21 protein-coding genes and 1 pseudogene are annotated in these 19,571 nt (G+C 69.8%); 12 read left to right on the top strand and 10 right to left on the bottom strand.

The annotated features are described in order from the left end of the window. Positions 1–8: 8 nt before the first annotated feature. Positions 9–1,052: an LLM class flavin-dependent oxidoreductase gene (locus tag QSU92_RS03370; protein WP_289264785.1), complete on the top strand. Its 1,044-nt coding sequence runs from the start codon at positions 9–11 to the stop codon at positions 1,050–1,052. 46 nt (positions 1,053–1,098) lie between these two features. On the opposite strand, the gene QSU92_RS03375 is transcribed toward QSU92_RS03370, so the two are convergent. Next, positions 1,099–2,178: a DNA glycosylase AlkZ-like family protein gene (locus tag QSU92_RS03375; RefSeq protein WP_289264786.1), complete on the bottom strand. Its 1,080-nt coding sequence runs from the start codon at positions 2,176–2,178 to the stop codon at positions 1,099–1,101. Between the two features lie 157 nt (positions 2,179–2,335). Between QSU92_RS03375 and QSU92_RS03380 the strand changes: the two genes are divergently transcribed. The 3 genes from QSU92_RS03380 (at position 2,336) to QSU92_RS03390 (ending at position 6,285) form a co-directional block, all read left to right on the top strand. Continuing rightward, positions 2,336–2,527 carry a hypothetical protein gene (locus tag QSU92_RS03380; RefSeq protein WP_289264787.1) on the top strand — a complete coding sequence of 64 codons (192 nt, stop codon included), beginning with the start codon at positions 2,336–2,338 and terminating at the stop codon, positions 2,525–2,527. Positions 2,528–2,624: 97 nt separating this feature from the next. Then, positions 2,625–5,591, top strand: coding sequence for a helix-turn-helix transcriptional regulator (locus tag QSU92_RS03385; protein WP_289264788.1), 2,967 nt, complete (start codon positions 2,625–2,627; stop codon positions 5,589–5,591). 163 nt (positions 5,592–5,754) lie between these two features. Beyond that, positions 5,755–6,285: a hypothetical protein gene (locus QSU92_RS03390; protein WP_289264789.1), complete on the top strand. Its 531-nt coding sequence runs from the start codon at positions 5,755–5,757 to the stop codon at positions 6,283–6,285. Here QSU92_RS03390 and QSU92_RS03395 read toward each other — a convergent pair. Continuing rightward, a complete protein-coding gene (locus QSU92_RS03395; protein WP_422880412.1) occupies positions 6,257–7,009 on the bottom strand; it encodes an NUDIX hydrolase in 753 nt (250 codons plus the stop codon). The two genes, QSU92_RS03390 and QSU92_RS03395, sit on opposite strands and share 29 nt — an antisense overlap. A gap of 200 nt (positions 7,010–7,209) precedes the next feature. On the opposite strand from QSU92_RS03395, the gene QSU92_RS03400 reads away from it, so the two are divergent. Continuing rightward, positions 7,210–8,217, top strand: a complete 1,008-nt coding sequence (locus tag QSU92_RS03400) for an aggregation-promoting factor C-terminal-like domain-containing protein (protein WP_289264790.1) — start codon at positions 7,210–7,212, stop codon at positions 8,215–8,217. Positions 8,218–8,235: 18 nt separating this feature from the next. On the opposite strand, the gene QSU92_RS03405 is transcribed toward QSU92_RS03400, so the two are convergent. From QSU92_RS03405 to QSU92_RS03430, 6 genes and pseudogenes are all read right to left on the bottom strand, one after another. Then, the gene (locus QSU92_RS03405) at positions 8,236–8,544 is read right to left on the bottom strand and encodes a hypothetical protein (RefSeq protein ID WP_289264791.1); all 309 of its coding nucleotides are present in this window, start codon (positions 8,542–8,544) and stop codon (positions 8,236–8,238) included. Between the two features lie 85 nt (positions 8,545–8,629). Beyond that, the gene (locus QSU92_RS03410; protein WP_289264792.1) at positions 8,630–9,442 is read right to left on the bottom strand and encodes a cation-transporting ATPase; all 813 of its coding nucleotides are present in this window, start codon (positions 9,440–9,442) and stop codon (positions 8,630–8,632) included. A gap of 238 nt (positions 9,443–9,680) precedes the next feature. Then, a pseudogene (locus tag QSU92_RS03415) lies at positions 9,681–11,391 on the bottom strand (ABC1 kinase family protein). A 37-nt stretch (positions 11,392–11,428) separates the two neighbouring features. After that, positions 11,429–12,016: a PadR family transcriptional regulator gene (locus QSU92_RS03420; protein WP_289264793.1), complete on the bottom strand. Its 588-nt coding sequence runs from the start codon at positions 12,014–12,016 to the stop codon at positions 11,429–11,431. Positions 12,017–12,138: 122 nt separating this feature from the next. Next, positions 12,139–13,254, bottom strand: a complete 1,116-nt coding sequence (locus tag QSU92_RS03425) for an NADH:flavin oxidoreductase/NADH oxidase (protein ID WP_289264794.1) — start codon at positions 13,252–13,254, stop codon at positions 12,139–12,141. Positions 13,255–13,328: 74 nt separating this feature from the next. Continuing rightward, entirely contained in the window at positions 13,329–13,844 is a 516-nt protein-coding gene (locus QSU92_RS03430; protein ID WP_289264795.1) for a glycine cleavage system transcriptional repressor, read from the bottom strand. Between the two features lie 55 nt (positions 13,845–13,899). Here QSU92_RS03430 and QSU92_RS03435 point away from each other — a divergent pair, with 55 nt between their 5' ends. Both QSU92_RS03435 and QSU92_RS03440 read left to right on the top strand, forming a co-directional pair. Beyond that, positions 13,900–14,295 carry a hypothetical protein gene (locus QSU92_RS03435; protein ID WP_289264796.1) on the top strand — a complete coding sequence of 132 codons (396 nt, stop codon included), beginning with the start codon at positions 13,900–13,902 and terminating at the stop codon, positions 14,293–14,295. A 22-nt stretch (positions 14,296–14,317) separates the two neighbouring features. Continuing rightward, positions 14,318–14,719 carry a glucose-6-phosphate dehydrogenase gene (locus tag QSU92_RS03440; protein ID WP_289264797.1) on the top strand — a complete coding sequence of 134 codons (402 nt, stop codon included), beginning with the start codon at positions 14,318–14,320 and terminating at the stop codon, positions 14,717–14,719. Between the two features lies 1 nt (position 14,720). Here QSU92_RS03440 and QSU92_RS03445 read toward each other — a convergent pair whose 3' ends face one another. Together QSU92_RS03445 and QSU92_RS03450 are read right to left on the bottom strand one after the other, a co-directional pair. Beyond that, entirely contained in the window at positions 14,721–15,914 is a 1,194-nt protein-coding gene (locus QSU92_RS03445; RefSeq protein ID WP_289265806.1) for an NAD(P)/FAD-dependent oxidoreductase, read from the bottom strand. Positions 15,915–15,928: 14 nt separating this feature from the next. Then, positions 15,929–16,420, bottom strand: coding sequence for a pyridoxamine 5'-phosphate oxidase family protein (locus tag QSU92_RS03450; RefSeq protein WP_289264798.1), 492 nt, complete (start codon positions 16,418–16,420; stop codon positions 15,929–15,931). A 222-nt stretch (positions 16,421–16,642) separates the two neighbouring features. Between QSU92_RS03450 and msrB the strand changes: the two genes are divergently transcribed. The 5 genes from msrB (at position 16,643) to QSU92_RS03475 (ending at position 19,565) form a co-directional block, all read left to right on the top strand. Further along, complete coding sequence (msrB, locus tag QSU92_RS03455; RefSeq protein ID WP_289265807.1) at positions 16,643–17,077, top strand: peptide-methionine (R)-S-oxide reductase MsrB; 435 nt, start codon at positions 16,643–16,645, stop codon at positions 17,075–17,077. Next, positions 17,074–17,634 carry a peptide-methionine (S)-S-oxide reductase MsrA gene (gene msrA / locus QSU92_RS03460; RefSeq protein ID WP_289264799.1) on the top strand — a complete coding sequence of 187 codons (561 nt, stop codon included), beginning with the start codon at positions 17,074–17,076 and terminating at the stop codon, positions 17,632–17,634. The genes msrB and msrA overlap by 4 nt, the downstream gene beginning before the upstream one ends. A gap of 90 nt (positions 17,635–17,724) precedes the next feature. Further along, positions 17,725–17,937, top strand: a complete 213-nt coding sequence (locus tag QSU92_RS03465; RefSeq protein ID WP_124293898.1) for a hypervirulence associated TUDOR domain-containing protein — start codon at positions 17,725–17,727, stop codon at positions 17,935–17,937. A gap of 138 nt (positions 17,938–18,075) precedes the next feature. Continuing rightward, positions 18,076–18,279, top strand: a complete 204-nt coding sequence (locus QSU92_RS03470) for a cold-shock protein (RefSeq protein ID WP_124293899.1) — start codon at positions 18,076–18,078, stop codon at positions 18,277–18,279. Positions 18,280–18,458: 179 nt separating this feature from the next. After that, positions 18,459–19,565, top strand: coding sequence for a fatty acid desaturase family protein (locus tag QSU92_RS03475; protein WP_289265808.1), 1,107 nt, complete (start codon positions 18,459–18,461; stop codon positions 19,563–19,565). Positions 19,566–19,571: the final 6 nt, after the last annotated feature.

Raw genomic sequence — 19,571 nt, forward strand, 5'->3', positions numbered from 1 at the left:
TGGTCGGCATGAAGAGTTTCGGAACCCTCTCCTTCGGTCACTACGGTCCGCTCGGCGGGGGCCGGGAGCTCACTGCCGGTGAGTCGATGCTCCAGGCCATCGACCTCGCGCAGGGCATGGACGATCTGGGCGTGAACGGCATCTCGTTCCGCGTGCATCACTTCGCCCGGCAGCAGTCCTCCCCGATGCCGCTCCTGGCTGCGATCGCAGCGCGGACGCGCCACATCGAGATGGGCACCGGGGTCATAGACATGCGGTACGAGAATCCCCTCTACCTCGCCGAGGAAGCGGCGGCGGTCGACCTCATCAGTGGCGGCCGACTGGCACTCGGGGTCAGCCGCGGGTCACCCGAGACGGTCGTGCGCGGCTATGAGGCGTTCGGGTATACGGGTGCGAAGGATCCGCGGGGGGCGGACCTCGCTCGCGAGCACTTCGCGACCTTCCTGCACGCGATCGAGGGGAACGGCATCGCCGAACGCGATTCTTCGAGCCCGTTCGGCGGCGGCACGGGGCTGCAGCGGATCGAGCCGTACTCCCCCGGCCTGCGCTCGCGGATCTGGTGGGGTGCGGGCAACCGTGAGACGGCCGAGTGGGCCGGGCGCACGGGCGTGAACCTCATGTCGTCCACGCTCCTCACCGAAGACCGGGGTCTGCCGTTCGACGTGCTCCAGGCCGAGCAGATCGACGCCTTCCGAGCCGCATGGCGCGACGCCGGCCACCCCGGCGAGCCGCGGGTGTCGGTGAGCCGCTCGATCTTTCCGATCACCACCGCCGAGGACGAGATGTACTTCGGCGGCCGGCAGGACGGCGACGGCGTGGGCTACATCGACGGCTTCCGCTCGACCTTCGGCAAGACCTATGCCGCCGCCCCGGAGGTGCTCGTGGAGCAGCTGCGGGAGGACGCCGCGGTCATGAGCGCCGACACGCTGATGCTCACGATCCCGAGCCAGCTCGGGGTGGCGTTCAACCTGCGGCTGGTGGAGTCCTTCGCCCGCCACGTGGCACCGCACCTCGGGTGGGTCCCCTCCACGCAGAGTCTCGTGGCAAGCTGAGCCCCGTCGGAGGGGGAGCTCGTGGCGAGCTGAGCCTCGACGCCGCTCACTCCATCCCCACGACGCGCACGCCGAGCCATTCGGCGAGGTCGCCGATCTCTGCCCGGACCATGTCGGTCTCCTCCGGTTCGAACGGCACGAATTCGTGGACGGCGTTCACGCGCAGGAGCTCGCGGTCGCGATCGACCTCGGCATCCAGCATCCCGACGAAGCGGTCGCCCATCAGGATCGGGTGGGCGAAGAAGCCGTAGCGGCGCTGCGCCTTGGGCTTGAACTGCTCGAGCACATAGTCGAAGTCGAACACCTCGGCTAGACGCGGACGGTCGAACAGGACGCTGTCGTACGGGTTCACCAGCGCCACGCGGCCGTCGATGTCGACGTCGGCGGCTTCGAGCGCATCGGGATCGACGCGCCACTTCCATGACGATCCCTCGACCTCGGCCGCCTCCCCCGCCTTCCCCACCCGTGTCCAGGTCGACTTCTCCCGCGCGATGCCCGCGGCCTTCAGGCGCCGGGCCTCCAGCTCCTGAGCAGCGGTTTCGTCGTCCACCTCCGGAAGATCGCGGGGGTACACGCGATCGGCGAGATCCCATACGCGACTGCGTCCTTCCCGCCTGGTCACGGCCACCTCGCCCCGGCGCGCCAGGAGGTCGAGCATCAGGGGCACCTGGTTGGACCCCGACCACCCGTCCGGCGCCCGGGCCACCGCGGCCGTGTCGGGGATCTCACGTGCGGTCAGCGGCCCGTCTGCGCGCAGACGGGCCAGGACGTCGGAACGGAAGCCGGCGTTGGCCTCCAGCCACTGCCGGCTGCTCTCGCGCTCGGGGTGTCGACGCATGGTGGGACGAAGAAGCGGCAGCAGACTCATCGGGTGGAACGCGCCCTGGAACTCGAACAGCAGGCGGTCGATCTCCACCGCCTTCTTCAGCTGGCCGGTCTCGTAGGACCATCCGATCCGCGACCACAGCACGGTGTGCTCGCAGGCGGCGATCACCGTAGTCGGGTCGATCTTGATGTACCCCAGCTGCTCAGCCACCTCCACCACATCACCAGGCCGGTCGGCGTCGAGGAGCTGCGCACGCACGACGATGCGCCGCGCCTGTTCCCGGGTGAGTCGGTGCGTCACGCGTCGAGTATTCCAGCGTCCTCCGACGCCGGGCGACTCCTTACCCGGGGCTCCCCGCCCCCGTCGTGAAATAGGGCGATCGTCCGATCCGCACCTCCCGCCTCAGGGAGGAAAGTCGACGTCCAGAACGAACGACGGGAGGACGACGATGGACGCGATGACTTACGCCGCGAGCCGGATCGCGGCGCAGCGTGCGGAGATGCTGGCCACCGAGGTGCGATTGCGGCAGAGCCAGGCCCGACGGCTCGAGACGGGCGACCCGGGTGCCGCAGCTCGCAGCATCAGCGAAGCGACCCGGACGGATGCGGCGACGGTCGACTGCTTCGGGTTGGCGGGCCCCGCGGTATGACGGCAGTGCGAGCCATCGGGCACCGCGCGCGGTGGCGTGCCCGATGGCCCCGGGGGAACCTGTCGCAGCTGTCGGAGGGCGGTGCCACGATATGACCATGCCCGCGCTCGCCTCGAGTCCCCGCATGATCGGCCGTGACGCCGAGCTGGGCACGTTGCTCGACGCCCTCGACGACACCCGCCGCGGAACGCCCCGTTCGGTCATCGTGCGGGGCGAGGCGGGCATCGGGAAGACCCGACTGGTGCAAGAATTCCTGGTCGAAGCGACGCGGAGGCAGGACGCGCGGCTGCCGGTCGTCGTAGCCGTCGGTCAGTGTGTCGACCTCGGTCCGATCGGCACACCATTCGGACCTGTGCGCCGCGTGCTGCGTGACCTGCACGCCGTGGTCGGCACCGACGCGCTGCGCGAGGCGGCCGGTTCACCGGCGGCGCTGGCGACGCTCGCGGCGTTCGTCCCGGGGGTCATGACCGAGACGTCCTCGGCGGACGGTCCGACCGGCGATTTCGCCGAGGCGATCGAGGTCGTCCTGGAGACTCTCTCGACGACACGGCATCTCGTGATCGTGATCGAGGACCTGCAGTGGGCGGATGCCGCGACCCTCGCTCTGCTGAAGAAGCTCGCCGGCACGCTGCGCGGCCGCCACCTCACCATCGTCGCGACCTATCGGTCCGACGACATCGATCGTTTCCATCCGTTGCGCCCCGTCCTCGCCGAATTGGATCGCACCCGCGCGATCATCCGGGTCGAGGTGCTCCCGTTGAACGCAGGTGAAGTGGCCGAGCAGGTGGCCATCCTGGCGACAGCCGATTTCGGCGAGACCGAACTGGGAGCGCTGGTGGAGCGCAGCGGCGGAATCCCCTTCCTCGTCGAGGAACTCGTCGACCTCGGCAGCGCGGAACTGCCGGACACCCTGCGCGAGCTCGTCCTCGCGCGCTACTCCCGGCTGGATGACACCGCTCAAGAGATCGTTCGTGTGCTGGCTGCCGGCGGAATGCACACCGATCATGTCACCCTCGCCGCGGTCACCGGTTGCGACGAGCGCACGCTCGATCACGCGGTCCGCGACGCCATCGCCGCCCGCGTCATCGTCGCCGACGGCGCCGGCTACACCTTCCGTCACGCCCTGACGCAGGAGGCGGTCCACGATGAGATGCTGCCCAGCGAGCGAGTGCGGGTGCACCGCCGGTACGCCGAATACCTCGCCGCCGATCGCACCGATTCCCCGGAGGCGGTGTCGGCGATCGCCGAGCACTGGTTGGTCGCGCGGGAACTGACGCCTGCCTTCGACGCCACCGTTCGCGCACTGGAGCAGTCTCGCGCGACGTTCGCACCGGCGACATCGGTCAAGCTCGCCGAGCGGCTGACGGAGTTGTGGCACCAGGTGCCCGACGCCGCGACACGGTCGGGGACGTCGCTGCCGGAGCTGCACCTGAGTGCGGCGCAGGCCTGGCACGACCTCGGCGATCCCGACCGCGCCCTTCGGGCTGCGCTCGAAGGGCTCTCCACCGAACCGCAGGATCCGATGGTGCGGGCGGCGCTGATCCGCCAGAAGATCGTGCAGGAGTTCAACACCGACCGCAACCCGGATCACGAAGAGCTCCTCGGGGCCATCGCCATGCTCGAGGGGATCGAGACCGACGCATCGCGCGTGCTGCAGTCCCGCATCCTGTCGAATCTGGCGCTGAGCTACTCCGACGGCCGAGCTGAGCAGTACCTGCAGACGGCGGTGGCGCTGGCAGAAGGCGCCGGGGACGATGTCGCCCTCGCCATCGCCCTCGTCAATGAGTCGTGGCTGTCCTCCGACACGGCAGGCGATGAGATCGCAGCCCTCGCCCCGCTCGAGCGCGCGCTGGAATTGCAGGTGAACCCGGCGGTGCGCGCATACGTCGGAGCGGCCTACGTCGATCTTCTCGCTCGCCTGGGGCGCTACGACGACGCCGCGCGCGTCGGAGAGGCGCATCTCGCCGATGCGGTCCGCGGCGGCATCGAACGAGGATCAGGCGGATCGATCGCTGTGCAGATCGCTCACGCGCATTTCTGCGCGGGGCGACCGGACGAGGCGAAGCAGTTCGCCACACGGGCCCGACGGCTTCTGGACCGGCCGTCGCGGGGATCGGTCATCCGCCTGCTGGCCGGACACTATGCCTGGAACGATCAGTCGGACGAGCGCGATGCTCTGCTCGCCGTCGAGCGCACCGCGATGGACGAGTCCGGGCGATCACAACCGCACAGGAACGACTGGTGGGACCTGCAGACCGTCGACGCGGTGCTGATGTCATCGTGCGGCCTGCGCGCGACGATCGACGCCGAGGACCGCGCGGCGTGGGCGCAGCGGATCGATCGCATCCGTCGCCTCGTCGCCAGAGAAGGCGCATCTGCGGCTCGGCGCTTCCGTACGCTCACCGCAGCGATGCTGCTACGGGCGGTGGCGCCGACGCGTGCCGGGGGCGAGGGGTGGGAGGAGCTGTCCGGCCTTCGCAAGGCGATCACGGACGCGACCCGGGAGTGGCCCCGAGCGGGCGTGACCCCGGTGATCGTCGAGGTCATCGACGCCACGCTCGCCGATGCGGCGCAGCGAGACACGGACGAGCGCGTGCGCCGCTGGCACGCCGTCGTCGACGCGGCGCGAACCGGCGTTCTGCCGGTTCGCCACCAGCAGATCGCTCGGTTGAGCCTTGCCTCAGCGCTGATCGACGCAGGTGAACGCGACGCCGCGGCACGAGAGCTGGATGGTGTGAACATCGATGCCCGGCGGCTCGGCGTCGCCCGGGCCGCGTTCTGGGCGGAGGATCTCGCCGAGCGCGCCGGTCTCCGCCGTCGAGCGAACGAGTCTCCTCGGGCGACGGATGCCGTCGGTTCGGCTGCGCTGACTCCGCGGGAACGCCAGGTGCTGGCCCTTGTCGCAGAGGGACTCACGAACGCGCAGATCGGTGCGCGGCTCTACATCAGCCCGAAGACCGCATCCGTACACGTGTCGGCGATCCTCGCGAAGGTGGGCGCGTCCAACCGCGCCGAGGCGGCAGCCCTCTTCAGCGCGCGCGCCGACGTCGGTCGCGCGTCCTGACCGGCGCCGCGTCGACCGCATCCGTCACGGCTTCGCACCTCGATCCTCGAGAGTGCATCTGCGCGCCGAGAGCGGGGGTCCGCCCGCATCCTCGGCGCGCAGATGCACTCTCGCGGGTGGGGTGCGGGTCGTAGGCTGGCCGCGGGAAGAGGGGGGATGCCGCATGGGAGCGCTTCGAGCGAGGAGAACGGCGATCGACCACCGCAGAGAACGCGGGTCGGCGCACGTCATCCGGGGTCTGAGTGCCGGCGGAGCCGCGCTTGCCCTCGCCGCCGCGTTGTCGGGGTGCGGGATCGTCGAACGGATCGTCGCAGACGGTGAGACGCCCACCCCGACGCCCACCGCGCCGATCGCGCCGACGCCGACCGGACCGGATCCGGTCCTGGCGTGGGAGTGCGGGCAGATCAGTGCGCTCAGCGGCGTGGCGATCCGCACGAACTTCGAATACCAGACGGGTCGGATCGACGAGGTCGAGTACGTCTCGCGCCTGGCCGCGTTGCAGGATGCCTGGGTGTACATGCCGACCTACGACACGGAGATCACCCCGTTCATCTACGACGTCCAGGTGCAGGCCGCCGCAGATCCGTCGGGGGCCAATCAGGGCTACATCGACGCGATCAACGCCGCGACCGCTGCCTGCCAGGAGGCAGGCTCACTCGCGGTCGTCACCCCGCTGCCGGAGATGGGCGGCTAGCCGCTTCCGGCAGCACGAGAGGAAGCTCGCGCGAGGCATCCCAGGGGCGGGTCCAGCCGACGCTGTCGAACAGACCGTCCAGCAGCATGCCGGTGAAACCCCAGACCAGGTGCTCGCGAACGCCGTCGCGCACGAGGAAACCCGGTCCGCGCCACTCGCGGCCGTCACGTCGGATGACTGTCACCCCGCGATTGGCCGGATCCAGGAGGTCGGCGACCGGCGCACGGAACACATCCGCGGACTCGGCCTCGTCGACGACCCGCACGGGAGAAGGGCGGCGCCACCACCCGATCACGGGGGTGACCCGGTGCCGGGAGTACTCCAGAGGGATGGCGCCGAGCGTGCCGAGCACCTCGACCCCCGCGGGATCGAGTCCCGTCTCCTCCTGCGCTTCGCGGAGCGCCGCCGCGACGGGACCGTCGTCACCGTCATCCACCCGACCGCCGGGGAAGGCGACCTGGCCCGGATGCGAGCGCAGCGTCAGCGCTCGCGCCAGGAGCAGCACGTCGAGGTCACGGGAGACCGCAGCCACGTCGGTGCCGACGGCACTGGGCTGGGAGTCGAGCACGCCGAAGAGGATCAGCACCGCCGCGTCTCGTGCGTCATCCACATCTGGTAGCCCCGCCACGCGCTCGCCCAAGCCACCGCGGGGGTCGTCTGCGGCGGCGCGCACCAGCCCTCGGAGGGCCTGCCGCGCGGCATCCGACGTCGGATCCAGGGTCACCCTGACAGCGTACGCGGCGCCCCGTCATCCGTTCCCCAGCCCGTCCATCAGGACTTTTCCGCCGCCGCAGGGAGATCATCACATTCAGGTAACGCACGGGAAGCGTCCAGACTCAGGCACCAGACTCGGGGACTTGTGCCCCGCCCGGGCGCGTGCCGCGTCGCTCGCCGACGCATCCCCCGACACGAAACCGGTACTTCATGCGCTCCACCACGACGAATACGTCCGCCCGCCGCACCCGTCGCGCCGCTGACCGGCGCTCGCGCCGTCGGCCGGCCCTCGTCGTCGCCGGCCTGAGCCTCTCGGTGCTCGCAGCCGTCGGCATCACCGCGACCGCACCGACCGCGGCCGCCTCGTCGACCACCGCCTTCGGTCCAGTCACGCTCGCCTCGTACACGACCGCGTCGAGTTCGCCGCTGGCCGCCCGCACGTCGACGGCGGCGCCCGTGAGCGAGACCGTCGACGTTGACGCGACGGCGACCGACGCGGCGGGAGAGGCCCTTGCCGCTGCCGACACGATCGAGGCCGACATCCAGGCCGCCGCGCTCGACATCGGCGAGGCCGACCCGACCGTCGACACCGCTGAGCTCGAATCGGCGCTCGCTCGGCTGCAGGCAGCCGACGTCCTGCCCGCAGCGTTCCTGCCCGACCTCGCCGACGACGTGACCGAGGCGGTGGTCGAGGTCGACCAGCGGGTCACCCAGCTGCGGGGCAGCCTCGACGGAGCGCTGGCGAAGAAGGCCGAAGAGGAGGCCGCCGAGAAGGCTCGCCTCGAGGCCGAGGCTGCCGCTCAAGCAGCGGCGGAGGCGGCAGCCCAGGCCCGCGCCACCTCGAGCAACACCGGTGGCGGCGGTGGCGGGGGTGGCTTCGTCCCCACCGGCGGCAGCACCGGTGGCGACAACAGCCCCGCAGGTGCGCAGGCGACCGCCCGCGCGATGCTCGGCAACTACGGCTGGGGCGATGACCAGTTCTCGTGCCTGGTGTCGCTGTGGAACAAGGAGTCGGGCTGGAACTACCAGGCTTACAACGCCTCCAGCGGCGCCTTCGGCATCCCGCAGGCCCTCCCCGGCAACAAGATGGCCTCGGCCGGCGCCGACTGGCAGACCAACGCCGCCACGCAGATCTCGTGGGGCCTCGGCTACATCTCCGGCCGCTACGGCACCCCGTGCGGCGCCTGGAATCACTCGCAGTCCGTCGGCTGGTACTGAGCGCAGACCCGACGCGGCTCACTCGGCTGGCGGATCACCGAAAGGTTCGATCCGCCAGCCGACGCGTTCCAGGGCCGCTGCCAGGCGTCGAGCATCCTCCCGCGCCGCGGCCGGGTCGTGAGAGCAGACGTCGACGGCGAACGGCGGTGGTTCGGCGAAGCGGGGCAGATCGATCATCGCCCACGATCTCGCACTGACCCACACCCGCGGATCGGCCGACCCGGCATCCTGAACCTCGCCGTCGGACACCAGCGCGATCACGGCGAGCGCATCAGGTTTCGCAATGGGGAGATTCACCACGAGCGAGACCACGTGCACGACCTCCATGGTCGCAGACCTCGGACCCTCGAAGGCCGAGATCGGCTTGGTGTCCGATGATCATGGATGACCCGGCGCCGCCGGGTCATCCGCCTCACCGCCAGAAGAAGTCGCCGAGCGCGCCGAACTGGTCGCCGATGTTCGAGACCTGATCGCCGAATCCCGACACCACGTCCCCGGCACCTCCGACCAGGCCCTCCGCGCCCTCGCCGAAGCCCGAGACGTCGACGCCGTCCGCCAGACCCGAGAGATCGACACCGTCGGCGAGGGCGTCGAAGTCGACCCCGAAGCTCGCGGCCTGCTCGAGGAGCGGCACCGCCACCGAGCTGACCACAGCGGCTCCCGCCACGGCGCCGAGGACTCCGATGGCGAGGCCACCGGCGCCGACCATCGCCGCACCGCCTCCGACGCGGCCGAGAAGGCCGCGCATCCGGCCAGGGCGCAGGGCCTCGGCGCGGCCCGCGGCGAGGGCGAGGTCTTCCGGGGCTGCCGACCGCGGTCGCTCCGCGGGCGGGAACTCCGTCCGCATGCGCGACTCGATCTGCTGGCGTTGCTGCGGAGTGAGTCGGGCGAACGCCTCGCGATGGACTTCCTCCACCTGGTGCGGGTCGGCGGTTCGCATCAGGTAGTCGTAACGGGCGATCGCCGCCCGGTCGGTCTCACTCGGGCGACCGGAGGACATGCCACCCGCCGGTGGCGGCGTGGTCGAGGGACGACCCCACGGCACGGACGAGGAAGACGGGGTGGCAGACCCGGCGCCCGCGGCAGGACGACCGTCGCCGCCGAGTGCATCGGCGGCGCTTCGGACGATCCCCCGCCATTCCGAGGACGAGGAACCCCGAGCGGAGCCGCCCTGGTTGTCCAGCGCCTTGGCGGCCATGCCGATCAGCTTGGAGAGCTTGCTCATGACGATCCCTTCTGAACGTCAAGGTCTCCTCCACCCTCACGGGCCGGTGGGCCGGAACGCCACGGGGCGTTCGTACTGACGGGTCCACCGCGATCGGGAGTACTCCCCTTGCCTCGACCACGGTAGCCACGCTGACCTATGGATCCGCTCGAAACAGCGTTACCCGATCCGCTGCGCGTCGGGCGACACGGCGGCGGTCCTGCTCACCGCGGCGGCGCACCTCCACACGAGGTGACGCTCAGACGGGTCCCCGTGAACCGAGGACGCCCGCCAGGAGCGCATGCAGGAGCGGCGGCACCGCGGCGACGAGGAGGATCGTTCCGAACACCGGGTCGTCGGGTCGGAGCAGGATGCCGCCGATGAGGAGGGCACCGAACAGCACCGCCGAGAGGATGCGACGGCCGAGGCGCTCCAGACGCGCGAGGCGGCGGTCGACCCGTGGCGCGTCGACCGCGAGGCGACCCTCCTCCATGCGGGTGGCGAGCTTGTCGATCCGGCGCGGGAGGCGCGCGATGAGTCCCGCGGTGTCGACGGCCTGACGCGTGACGGCCTGCACGACGTTGCCGCGCTCCTCACGCAGCAGGGTGGCGGCGTACGGCTCGACGGCCTCCCAGATGTTGAAGGCGGGGTCGAGGGCGCTCGACACACCGGAGGTCAGCGACATCGCCCGGATGACGAGGAGGAAATTCTCCGGCAGCTGGAAGGGAAGCGCCCGAACGAGATCGCCGAACTCGATCGCGAAGTCGCGGAATTCGCGTGGATCGACCTCGGCGAGCTCGGCGAATCCCATACCGCCGAACCGCGCGAACAGCTGCGTCATGGCCCGTTCGAGCTCGGCGGTGTCGGCCGAGGGAAGCAGAACCCCCACCTCGCGGATGCTGTCGACCAGACCCACGCCGTCGCGTGCCGCGACGGCGATGACGAGGCGCCGAAGCCCCGCGCGCAGCGAGTCGGGGACCTGGCCCATCATCCCGAAATCGATGAAGGTGAGTGCCCAACCCTGCTCCCCGATCTCCGCCGCCGTGCCGGTCTGCCTCGCCGCCGGGGTGACGAAGATGTTCCCCGGGTGCGGGTCGGCGTGGAAGTAGCCGTTTCCGAAGAGCCTGCTGGAACATCACCGAGGCGAAGGCCAGCGCGACATCGGTCGGGTCGATCCCCGCGGCGACGAGCGCGTCGCGGTCGTTGATCTTGATCGCGGTCACGTCCTGCAGCGTGAGCACCCGCCGCGTCGATCGCTCCCACACCACCGCAGGCGTGGTCACGCGGGGGTCGTCGGCGAAATCACGCGCGAATCGCTCGCCGTTCTCGCCCTCCTGCAGGTAGTCGATCTCCTGGAGCGACGTCTCGGCGAACTCCTCGACGAGCGCAGGCATGTCCACGCGGCGCGAGACGAGCGACACCCTGCTGAGCCACACACCGACTTTGCGCAGCGCCCGCAGGTCGACCTCGACGATCTGGTCGATGCCGGGACGCTGCACCTTGACCACGACGTCGGTGAAGCCGGAGAGCTCGGCGTCGGCGCCCGACAGCCGCGCCCGGTGCGCCTGCCCGAGCGAGGCCGCAGCCACGGGCTGCGGGTCGACGAACGAGAAGGCCTGCTCGAGCGGCACCCCCAGCTCGCTCTCCGCAAGCGCGCGGATTCCGTCGAAGGCGACCGGGGGCACTTCGTCCTGCAGGCCCTCCAGTTCCTTCGTGATCTCGGGAGGCAGGACGTCGAGCCGGGATGAAAGGAACTGCCCCACCTTGATCATCAGACCGCCGAGATCCACGGCGAGCACGTGGAAGCGCTGCGCGATCCGGCGCATCCGACGCGCGCGCCCGCGCGCCACGAGTGCGGTCAGTCCGAACCTCGGGAGGAACAGCTCCCACCACCACGTCTGCAGCATGACGCGCAACGCGAAGCGGGTGATGCGGCGGTAGCGGGCGCGCATCCGTCGGGCGTCGGTCATCGATTCTCCTGGACGCCGACGCACGAGGGGCGTCGAGTCAGCTCTGGGCGAGGATGGAGTAGAGCCTACGGCGCGCGTCCTCGAGGACGGCGACAGCCTCTTCCACCTGAGCCGACGAGCCGGAGCGGGCCACCTGCGCGGCGGCCTGTGCGAGGTCGAGACCCGCCTTCGGGAGGGCGGTCATCCGCGGCGACTCGCGGTGCGATGATCCGCTGGACTCCCACGGTGCACCGCGTTCGGCGGCGGCCTCCGCCTCGGCGATCCCACCCTCTGTCAGGCTGTACGTCTTGCGCCCATCCGCTTCCTTCGCCTCGATCAGGCCTTCGTCAGCGAGGAGCTGGAGCGTGGGGTAGACCGAGCCGGCACTGGGCTTCCAGCTGCCGCCGCTGCGCTCTTCGATGAGCTGGATGATCTGGTAGCCGTGCATGGGGCGCTCCAGGAGAAGCGTGAGCACGGCCGTACGCACGTCCCCTCGGTTCATCCGCGGTGCGGACCCACTGCCTCCGACGCCCTTCTCGAAGGCGGAGCGCAACTGATCCATGGCCTCCGCGATGTTCGACATCGGCCATCCCGACGCGGACCCGCCGCGCCCGGAGAATGCATCGCCGAAGAATGAGTTGCTCATGATGACCTCCTCCGCCCCGTCGCGGTCGCGACGCTGAGCGATACCTAACGATATGTCGTCATGCATCGCTGAGGACGGGTGTGGAGCGAATTCGCAGGCGCGGAGGAACACCCGCGGGCGATTCAGACCGCCGTCCGCGCGTCTCGCCGCGCGAGGATCTCCGCCCGCTCGTACTGAGGCGCGAGCGACCACTCCTCGCCCAGGTGGCGCGCAGCGGTCACCGGCCACAGGGGATCGAGGAGGAACTCCCGGGCGAGGGCGATCAGGTCGGCGTCTCCGGCATCCAGGATCTCCTCGGCCTGCTCGGCGTCGCGGATCAGTCCCACGGCCGCGGTGAGCACCCCCGCCTCCTGACGGATGCGGCGGGAGAACGGCACCTGATAACCCGGGCCGACCGGAATCCGCGCGTCGGCGACGTTTCCGCCCGTCGAGACGTGCACGACGTCGACGCCGCGCTCTCGAAGCCGTGCCGCCAGCCGCACACTGTCATCCGCGGTCCAGCCCGCCGGTTCCACCCAGTCGGTGGCCGAGATCCTCACGAAGATCGGCGTCTGCTCGCCGACCGCCTGCCGCACGGCATCCGTCACCTGCTCCAGAAGCCGCACGCGGTTATCGAACGGGCCGCCGTATTCGTCGGTGCGGGTGTTCGACACGGGCGAGAGGAACTCGTGCAAGAGGTATCCATGCGCGGCGTGGATCTCGATGACGTCGTAGCCGGCCTCGCGTGCCCGTCGCGCGGCGGCGGCGAACTGCCCGATGACCTCGTCGATCCCCGCACGGTCCAGCGCCCTCGGCACCTGCTTGTCGGGAGCGAACGCGACGGCGCTCGGAGCGATCGGCTGCCAGTCGGCGGCCGGCTCGAGGCTTCCGAACGGGCCGTCGAACGGACGAGGTGAGCTCGCCTTCCGTCCGGCGTGGGCGAGTTGGATGCCGGCGGCCACACCGTTGTCGCGGAAGAACCGCGTGAGTCGGCGGTGAGCGGCGACCTGCGTGTCATTCCAGATGCCGAGGTCGTAGGCCGAGATGCGCCCCTCGGCGCTGACCCCTGTCGCTTCGACGATGATGAGGCCGGGGCGACCGAGTGCCCGAGAGCCGTAGTGCTGGACGTGCCAGTCGTTGGGCGCGCCCGCGTCGGGGCCGTCGGGGTCTGCGGAGTACTGGCACATCGGTGCCATCACGATCCGGTTGGGAAGGGTGATGCCGCGCACGGCGAGCGGGCGGAAGAGTGGGGATGTCACGGGCGTACCTCCATGGATCGCAACGCCGCGATGGCGGCGGGGAATTCCCCTCCGCGCAGCAGAGGGCGGGGCGCTCAGTCGCGGGCGGAGACGTCGACCTGCAGCTCGGCGGCGATCCGCTCGAGATCGGCGATGACGGCGGCGACCTCGACGGTCGGCGGTACGACGGCCGAGACGGTCGCCTCGAACAGGCGGCCCCCGGCCATCGCCGCATCGCGCGTCTCGGTCCGCATGCGGTCGATGCTCACACCGTGGGCGCCGAGGGTGGCGGAGATCTCGTGGACGATCCCCGGGTGGTCGTTGCCGAGCACGGTGAAGGACAGGCGACGCGAGGGCGTGTCGCGAGCGGTCGCATCTCCTTCCCCGGGAAGACTCACCGTGACCAGCCCGGGAACGGCGTTCAGTGCCGCCCGCAGGTCGTCGAGGCGCTCGTCGGGCGCCGACACCTGCACCACGCCGGCGAACGCGCCGGCGAGCTCGGTCAGCTCGCTGTGCTCCCAGTTGCCGCCGTGGGCGTCGATCACCTCTGCCACCGCGGCCACGAGACCGGCACGGTCGGTTCCGACGAGGGTGAGCACGAGGGTCGCCATGGATTCAGCGTACGACCCCGCGCCACGCGCCGCTCCGGGCTGGTTGACTGGGGTCATGTCCTCCCCGCCCCGCGCGCCGGCCGCCGACGCCGCGGTGGCCACCCTCGTCGCCGCCGACGCCGTCGACAAGCTCGCGGCTCTCGCGATCATCGCGCGGGCGACGGGCGGCACCGTGGTCGGCAGCGGCACCGCGCGTCCCCGCATCCCCCTGCGCGACGGGGTGTGGATCGAGATCGAGATCCCCAAGTTCGGAGAGCCGCCGCCGCTCGCGATCGACGTGCACGCGTCCGAGGGGCAGGCCGCGGCCAGGAGCGAGGCGATCGCGTTGCGCGACGTTCTCCGACGCGTCACCGAATGGTCGATCGTCGCGGCGTTCCCCGGGGACGAACCGCCCGCCGCGGCGCCTACGATGAACAACGCGGCGCCGGCGCCCGGCACCGACCGCCGATGACACCTCCGGGAGGCCCACCGAGATGAGAGTCGCATCCTCAGCGGACTGGCGGGACGCCCTTCCGTTCGACACTCCCGTTCCCGCCGCCGAGGTCGCCCCCGGCGATCCCGCGCGCTGCTCGGGATGCCCGGCCGACGTGGTGGCGTGGGAACGCACCGCGCTGTTCGCGGTCAAGCACCGCCATCCGAATCATCACTCCGGATTCGTCCGCTTCTACTGCGCGGCGCACGTTCCCGCGGTGGCTCCGCCCCCACCGGCCGCGCCGGCAACCGTCCGCGAGGCGCGTGCCCCGCGCGCCACACGCGAGCGGGCGGCGCCGCAACGCCGGGCGGTGGAGGACAAGCCGCGACCGGTGTGCCCCGACTGCTTCATCGAGGTGTCGGCAACCGGGATCTGCGGCATGTGCGGCGAGCGGATCGCCTGACTCAGAGCCGGCCCGGCAGGATGGCGTGCCAGTAGAGCCAGGGCAGGATGCGGCGATCGAAGATCCACGACAGCCGGTTCTCGCGGTACATCGACCGCCAGAAGGGGATCGTCGGCTTCAGCCCCCCGCGATCGTCGAACTCCGCGAAGACGACCGTGGAGCGCGACACGGTGAACGGACAGACCGAGTACCCGTCGTAGCGCGCCGTCGGACGACGTCCGGCGATCACGGCGGCGAGGTTCTTCGCCAGCACATAGCTCTGCTTGCGCAGGGCCCCGCCCGACTTCGAATTGGTCGTATCGGCAGAATCCCCGAGACTCCACACGTTCGGCCACCGTGGATGCCGAAGTGTCTCGGCATCGACGGCGACGAACCCGCCGGGATCGGATGCCGCTGAGAGCGGCGTCGCCTTCAGCCAGTCGGGGGCCGACTGGGAAGGTTCGACGGACAGCACGTCGTACTCCACGCTCTCGCGCTTCCCGTGCGACTCGAGCGTGACACGACGCTCGTCCCCGTCGACGACCGCCAGCTCCGTCGAATACCGCACCTCGATGCCGTACCGGGCGACGACGCGCTCCAATTCGGCGTCGATCTCGGGGAGCCCGAACATGGTCGGAGTGGGAAGAACGAGGATGACGCGGATGTCACCGAGCACGCCGATCCGGCGCCAGTAGTCGCAGGCCTGGTACATCGGCTTCTGGCCCGCGCCCGCGCAGGAGGCGGGACCGGGCGGCTGGACGAACACAGCGGTGCCGCGGCGGAGGTCGCGCAGAGCCAGACTCGCCTTCCCCGCGAGATCGGGTTCGTAGTTCGACACCACGTGCGGTGTGGTCAACGCCGCGTACAACCCCGGCACCTGATTCCAGTCGTGCTGGACCCCGGCGCTCACGATGAGGTGGTCGTATCCGACGACGTCGCCACCTGCGAGGGTGACCGTCGAGCGTTCCGGGTCGATGTCGCTCGCGGCATCCTGGATCCAGGTGACTCCGCGCGGGGTCACCTCTCCCTGCGGACGCAGAGTCTCCTGCAGCCGCGCCGTACCGCCCGCCACGTGCGACAGGAGCGGCTTGTACACGTGCTCACCCCGCGGCTCGATGACGACGATGTCGGAGACCCCGCGCCGAGCGAGCCGCCCGGCGACCGAGAGCCCGCCGTTTCCGCCGCCGATCACCACGACCCGGTGTCGCCGGGCCACCGTCGCGATGGGTGTCACAGGTCGAACTTCTCGTTCTCACCCTCGAGGCGCTCGCCGGTCACCTTGTGCTTGACGAAAGCGAGAAGCGTCGCGACCCGACCGCCGGGGCTGTCCCAGTACTCTCCGCCCTCTGCATCGAACCGGAGGAGCACGATCTCAGGATCCTCCGGGCCGTTGGGGAACCAGGCCTCGATCCCCGCGTTCCAGAGCTCCCGCAGCTTCGCGTCGTCGGTCACCACTTCGGCGCGACCGGACAGCGACAGCCAGGCGTCGTTCGAGCTGAAGGACACCCCGACACGGGGGTCGGCCTGGATGTGCTGCACCGCAGAGGCGTGGCGCGCGATGACGAACCACAGATCGCCGTCGAATTCCGCCTCCTGGACGGTGAGGGGGTGCGCCTGGAGGGAGCCGCCCGTCGCCCGCGTGGTCACCATGGCGAAGCGGAACTTCTTCAGCAGTTCGCGGACCTTGGCCTGCTCGTCGTCTGCGGTGGCGGTCTCGTTCATCACGTCCCTTTCGTCGAGGTCTGCATCCATTCCATCCCCCATCCACAACGGATGCGCCCCGGTTGACAAGCGGCCGGCACCCTGCCATCGGCACCGGATTCGCAGGCGGCTCCCAGCTTCGCGGGACCAAATGCGGCCTCCGAACAGTTCTCCTCTGTGACGCGGCAGCCAGCCGCGTGAGGAGGAACCGTGACGAACTAGTACCGCAAGACCCCCGAGGCGATCACCGCCCTGACCGACCTGCAGTATCAGGTCACCCAGCGCGACGGCACCGAGCCGCCGTTCCGCAACGCCCACTGGAACAACCACGAGCCGGGAATCTACGTCGATGTGGTGTCGGGAGAGCCGCTGTTCTCCTCCACCGACAAGTTCGACAGCGGAACCGGGTGGCCGAGCTTCACGCGCCCCATCGAACCCGAGGCGGTCGCGACGAAGACGGACTGGAAGATGATCCTGCCGCGCACCGAGGTGCGGTCGGCGATCGCTGACAGCCACCTCGGTCACGTCTTCCGAGATGGACCGCGGGATGCCGGTGGGCTGCGCTACTGCATGAATTCCGCCGCGCTGCGCTTCGTACCCGCATCCGAGCTTCAGGCCCAGGGGTACGGCGCATACCGCAGACTGTTCGAGAACAGCCAGAAGGAGAACGCCTCATGACCAGTGGACCCACCGACACCGGAGCGGTCACCCGCCTCCCCGACGCCGAGACCGCCGTCCTAGCGGGCGGCTGTTTCTGGGGCATGGAGGATCTCATCCGCCGGCAGCCCGGCGTCCTGCAGACCCGCGTCGGTTACACCGGCGGAAGCAACGATCACGCCACCTACCGCAACCACCCCGGTCACGCCGAGGCGGTGGAGATCGTCTTCGACCCGTCGCAGACGACATACCGCGACGTCCTGGCGTTCTTCTTCCAGATCCACGACCCGTCGACGCTGAACCGTCAGGGCAACGACATCGGCACCAGCTACCGCTCGGCGATCTTCCCGCTGACCCCGGAGCAGGAGCGGGTCGCGCGCGACACCATCGCCGACGTCGACGCCTCGGGCCTCTGGCCCGGCAAGGCCGTCACCACGATCGAGCCCGCCGGCCCGTTCTGGGAGGCCGAGCCCGAGCACCAGGACTATCTCCTGCGCATCCCGAACGGCTACACCTGCCACTTCCCACGCGCCGGGTGGGTCCTCCCCCGACGCTCCGAGGTCGAGTCGGCGGTCTGATCCGACTCTTCCCAGGTTTCGCCCCCGCGGTCAAGGGCTTCGTTCCCCGCCGCGGGGGCGTCACCATTCTCGGAAGAGAAGGGGGATGTCGTGACCAAGGACCTCAAGAAGGGCGATCGCGTCAGCTGGAGCACGTCCCAGGGTCGGACCCAGGGCACCGTGGTGGAGCGCCGCACGAAGGACTTCCAGTTCGCCGGCCAGAAGTTCACCGCCAGCGACGATGAGCCGGCATACATCGTCGAGTCCGAGAAGAGCGGCGACAAAGCCGCACACAAGGGCTCTGCGCTGCGGAAGCTCTCCTGATCCGAACCCGTTGCCGTGCTACGGTTGACGGGCTTCTCGCGGGTCTTCATCGGGTCGCGCAGAACACGTCCGCTCCGCACTTGTGGGAGCGGCACACCCGGTCGTTCAGGCGGCCCGAAAAGAAAAAGGAAAGACACGATGGCCACTGGCACCGTGAAATGGTTCAACTCCGAGAAGGGCTACGGGTTCATCGCACCCGACGACGGCTCGGCCGATCTCTTCGCGCACTTCAGCGCGATCACCGGTGAGGGCTTCAAGGAGCTCCACGAAGCGCAGAAAGTCGAATTCGACGCCGAGCGTGGCCCCAAGGGCATGCAGGCTGCGAACATCCGCGCACTCTGATCTTCATCCCGTCAGCCGGCGGTGGCGACCGAAAGGTCTCCCCGCCGGCTGACGGCTTTCTGGGAACTCGGGTGTATACCGCTTCGTGGATACGAAGGTACGTACGCTGAAGAAAGCGATCGGCATCCGCCTTTGGCTCCACAGGCCGAAGTGGTCGCGATCGAAACCGAGGTAACCCCATCTCTTCAACCGTCCTCGAGCCCCGCCTCGGACCTGTTCGTCAGACCTATGCCGGCACAGCGGAATTCCCCCCGATGGCCCGCGCCTACACCGATGTGGCGCAGATCGTGCGCGAGACCGGCCTCCTCACCCGCGCACGCTGGTTCTACGCCCTCGTCGGCGCAGCGATCGCCGTCGGCTTCGGCGCCTGCATCGCCGGCTTCATCCTGCTCGGCGACAGCTGGTTCCAGCTCCTCATCGCCGCAGCTCTCGGCATCCTGTTCACCCAGGTGGCTTTCCTGGCGCACGAGGCGGCACACCGTCAGATCCTCAGCTCCGGGCCCGCCAACGACCGCCTTGCGCTGATCCTCGGCAACGGCGTGGTGGGGATGAGCGTCTCGTGGTGGGCCAGCAAGCACACGCGGCACCACGCCAATCCCAACCGGGTCGGCAAGGACCCCGACATCGAGATCGACACGATCTCGTTCATCGATGAGGATGCCGCGACCGCGCGAGGCCTCCGCCGCCTGATCACCCGGCGGCAGGGATATCTTTTCTTCCCGCTTCTGACCCTCGAGGGGCTGAATCTCCACGCCCTCGCGTTCCGTCACCTCTTCAGCCGACAGCCCGTGAAGGGTCGGTTCACCGAGCTCGCACTGCTGTTCCTCCGCTTCGGCGTCGTACTCGTCCCCGTTTTCCTCTTCCTTCCCCTGGGCATGGCCTTCGCCTTCCTGGGCGTGCAGCTCGCTGTCTTCGGCGTGTACATGGGAGCCTCCTTCGCCCCGAACCACAAGGGCATGCCGGTCATCGCCAAGGACGCCAAACTCGACTTCTTCTCCAAGCAGGTGCGTACCTCGCGCAACGTCGGCGGCGGATGGTGGGCGACGGTGCTCATGGGCGGCTTGAACTACCAGGTGGAGCACCACCTGTTCCCCAACATGCCCCGTCCGCACTTGGCGAAGGCTCGTGAGATCGTGCGTGATCACTGCAAGACGCTGGGCGTGCCGTATACCGAGACCAGCCTGTGGCGCTCGTACGGCATCGTGATCGCCTACCTGAACCGCGTCGGGCTCGCCGCGCGCGACCCGTTCGACTGCCCGATGGCGGGAACCTACCGACGCGCCTGACCGCGT

Origin of the sequence: Microbacterium sp. ET2 (assembly GCF_030347395.1) — a bacterium.
GTDB lineage: Bacteria > Actinomycetota > Actinomycetes > Actinomycetales > Microbacteriaceae > Microbacterium > Microbacterium albipurpureum.

Bases quoted from the DNA above. Each gene is read 5' to 3' on its own strand.
- QSU92_RS03370 (WP_289264785.1), top strand. From the start codon at position 9: ATGAAGAGTTTCGGAACCCTCTCCTTCGGTCACTACGGTCCGCTCGGC.
- QSU92_RS03385 (WP_289264788.1), top strand. From the start codon at position 2,625: ATGCCCGCGCTCGCCTCGAGTCCCCGCATGATCGGCCGTGACGCCGAG.
- QSU92_RS03420 (WP_289264793.1), bottom strand. From the start codon at position 12,016: ATGAGCAACTCATTCTTCGGCGATGCATTCTCCGGGCGCGGCGGGTCC.
- QSU92_RS03470 (WP_124293899.1), top strand. From the start codon at position 18,076: ATGGCCACTGGCACCGTGAAATGGTTCAACTCCGAGAAGGGCTACGGG.
- QSU92_RS03405 (WP_289264791.1), bottom strand. From the start codon at position 8,544: ATGGAGGTCGTGCACGTGGTCTCGCTCGTGGTGAATCTCCCCATTGCG.
- QSU92_RS03440 (WP_289264797.1), top strand. From the start codon at position 14,318: ATGAGAGTCGCATCCTCAGCGGACTGGCGGGACGCCCTTCCGTTCGAC.
- QSU92_RS03400 (WP_289264790.1), top strand. From the start codon at position 7,210: ATGCGCTCCACCACGACGAATACGTCCGCCCGCCGCACCCGTCGCGCC.
- QSU92_RS03410 (WP_289264792.1), bottom strand. From the start codon at position 9,442: ATGAGCAAGCTCTCCAAGCTGATCGGCATGGCCGCCAAGGCGCTGGAC.
- QSU92_RS03435 (WP_289264796.1), top strand. From the start codon at position 13,900: ATGTCCTCCCCGCCCCGCGCGCCGGCCGCCGACGCCGCGGTGGCCACC.
- msrA (WP_289264799.1), top strand. From the start codon at position 17,074: ATGACCAGTGGACCCACCGACACCGGAGCGGTCACCCGCCTCCCCGAC.
- QSU92_RS03430 (WP_289264795.1), bottom strand. From the start codon at position 13,844: ATGGCGACCCTCGTGCTCACCCTCGTCGGAACCGACCGTGCCGGTCTC.
- QSU92_RS03390 (WP_289264789.1), top strand. From the start codon at position 5,755: ATGGGAGCGCTTCGAGCGAGGAGAACGGCGATCGACCACCGCAGAGAA.
- QSU92_RS03380 (WP_289264787.1), top strand. From the start codon at position 2,336: ATGACTTACGCCGCGAGCCGGATCGCGGCGCAGCGTGCGGAGATGCTG.
- QSU92_RS03450 (WP_289264798.1), bottom strand. From the start codon at position 16,420: ATGAACGAGACCGCCACCGCAGACGACGAGCAGGCCAAGGTCCGCGAA.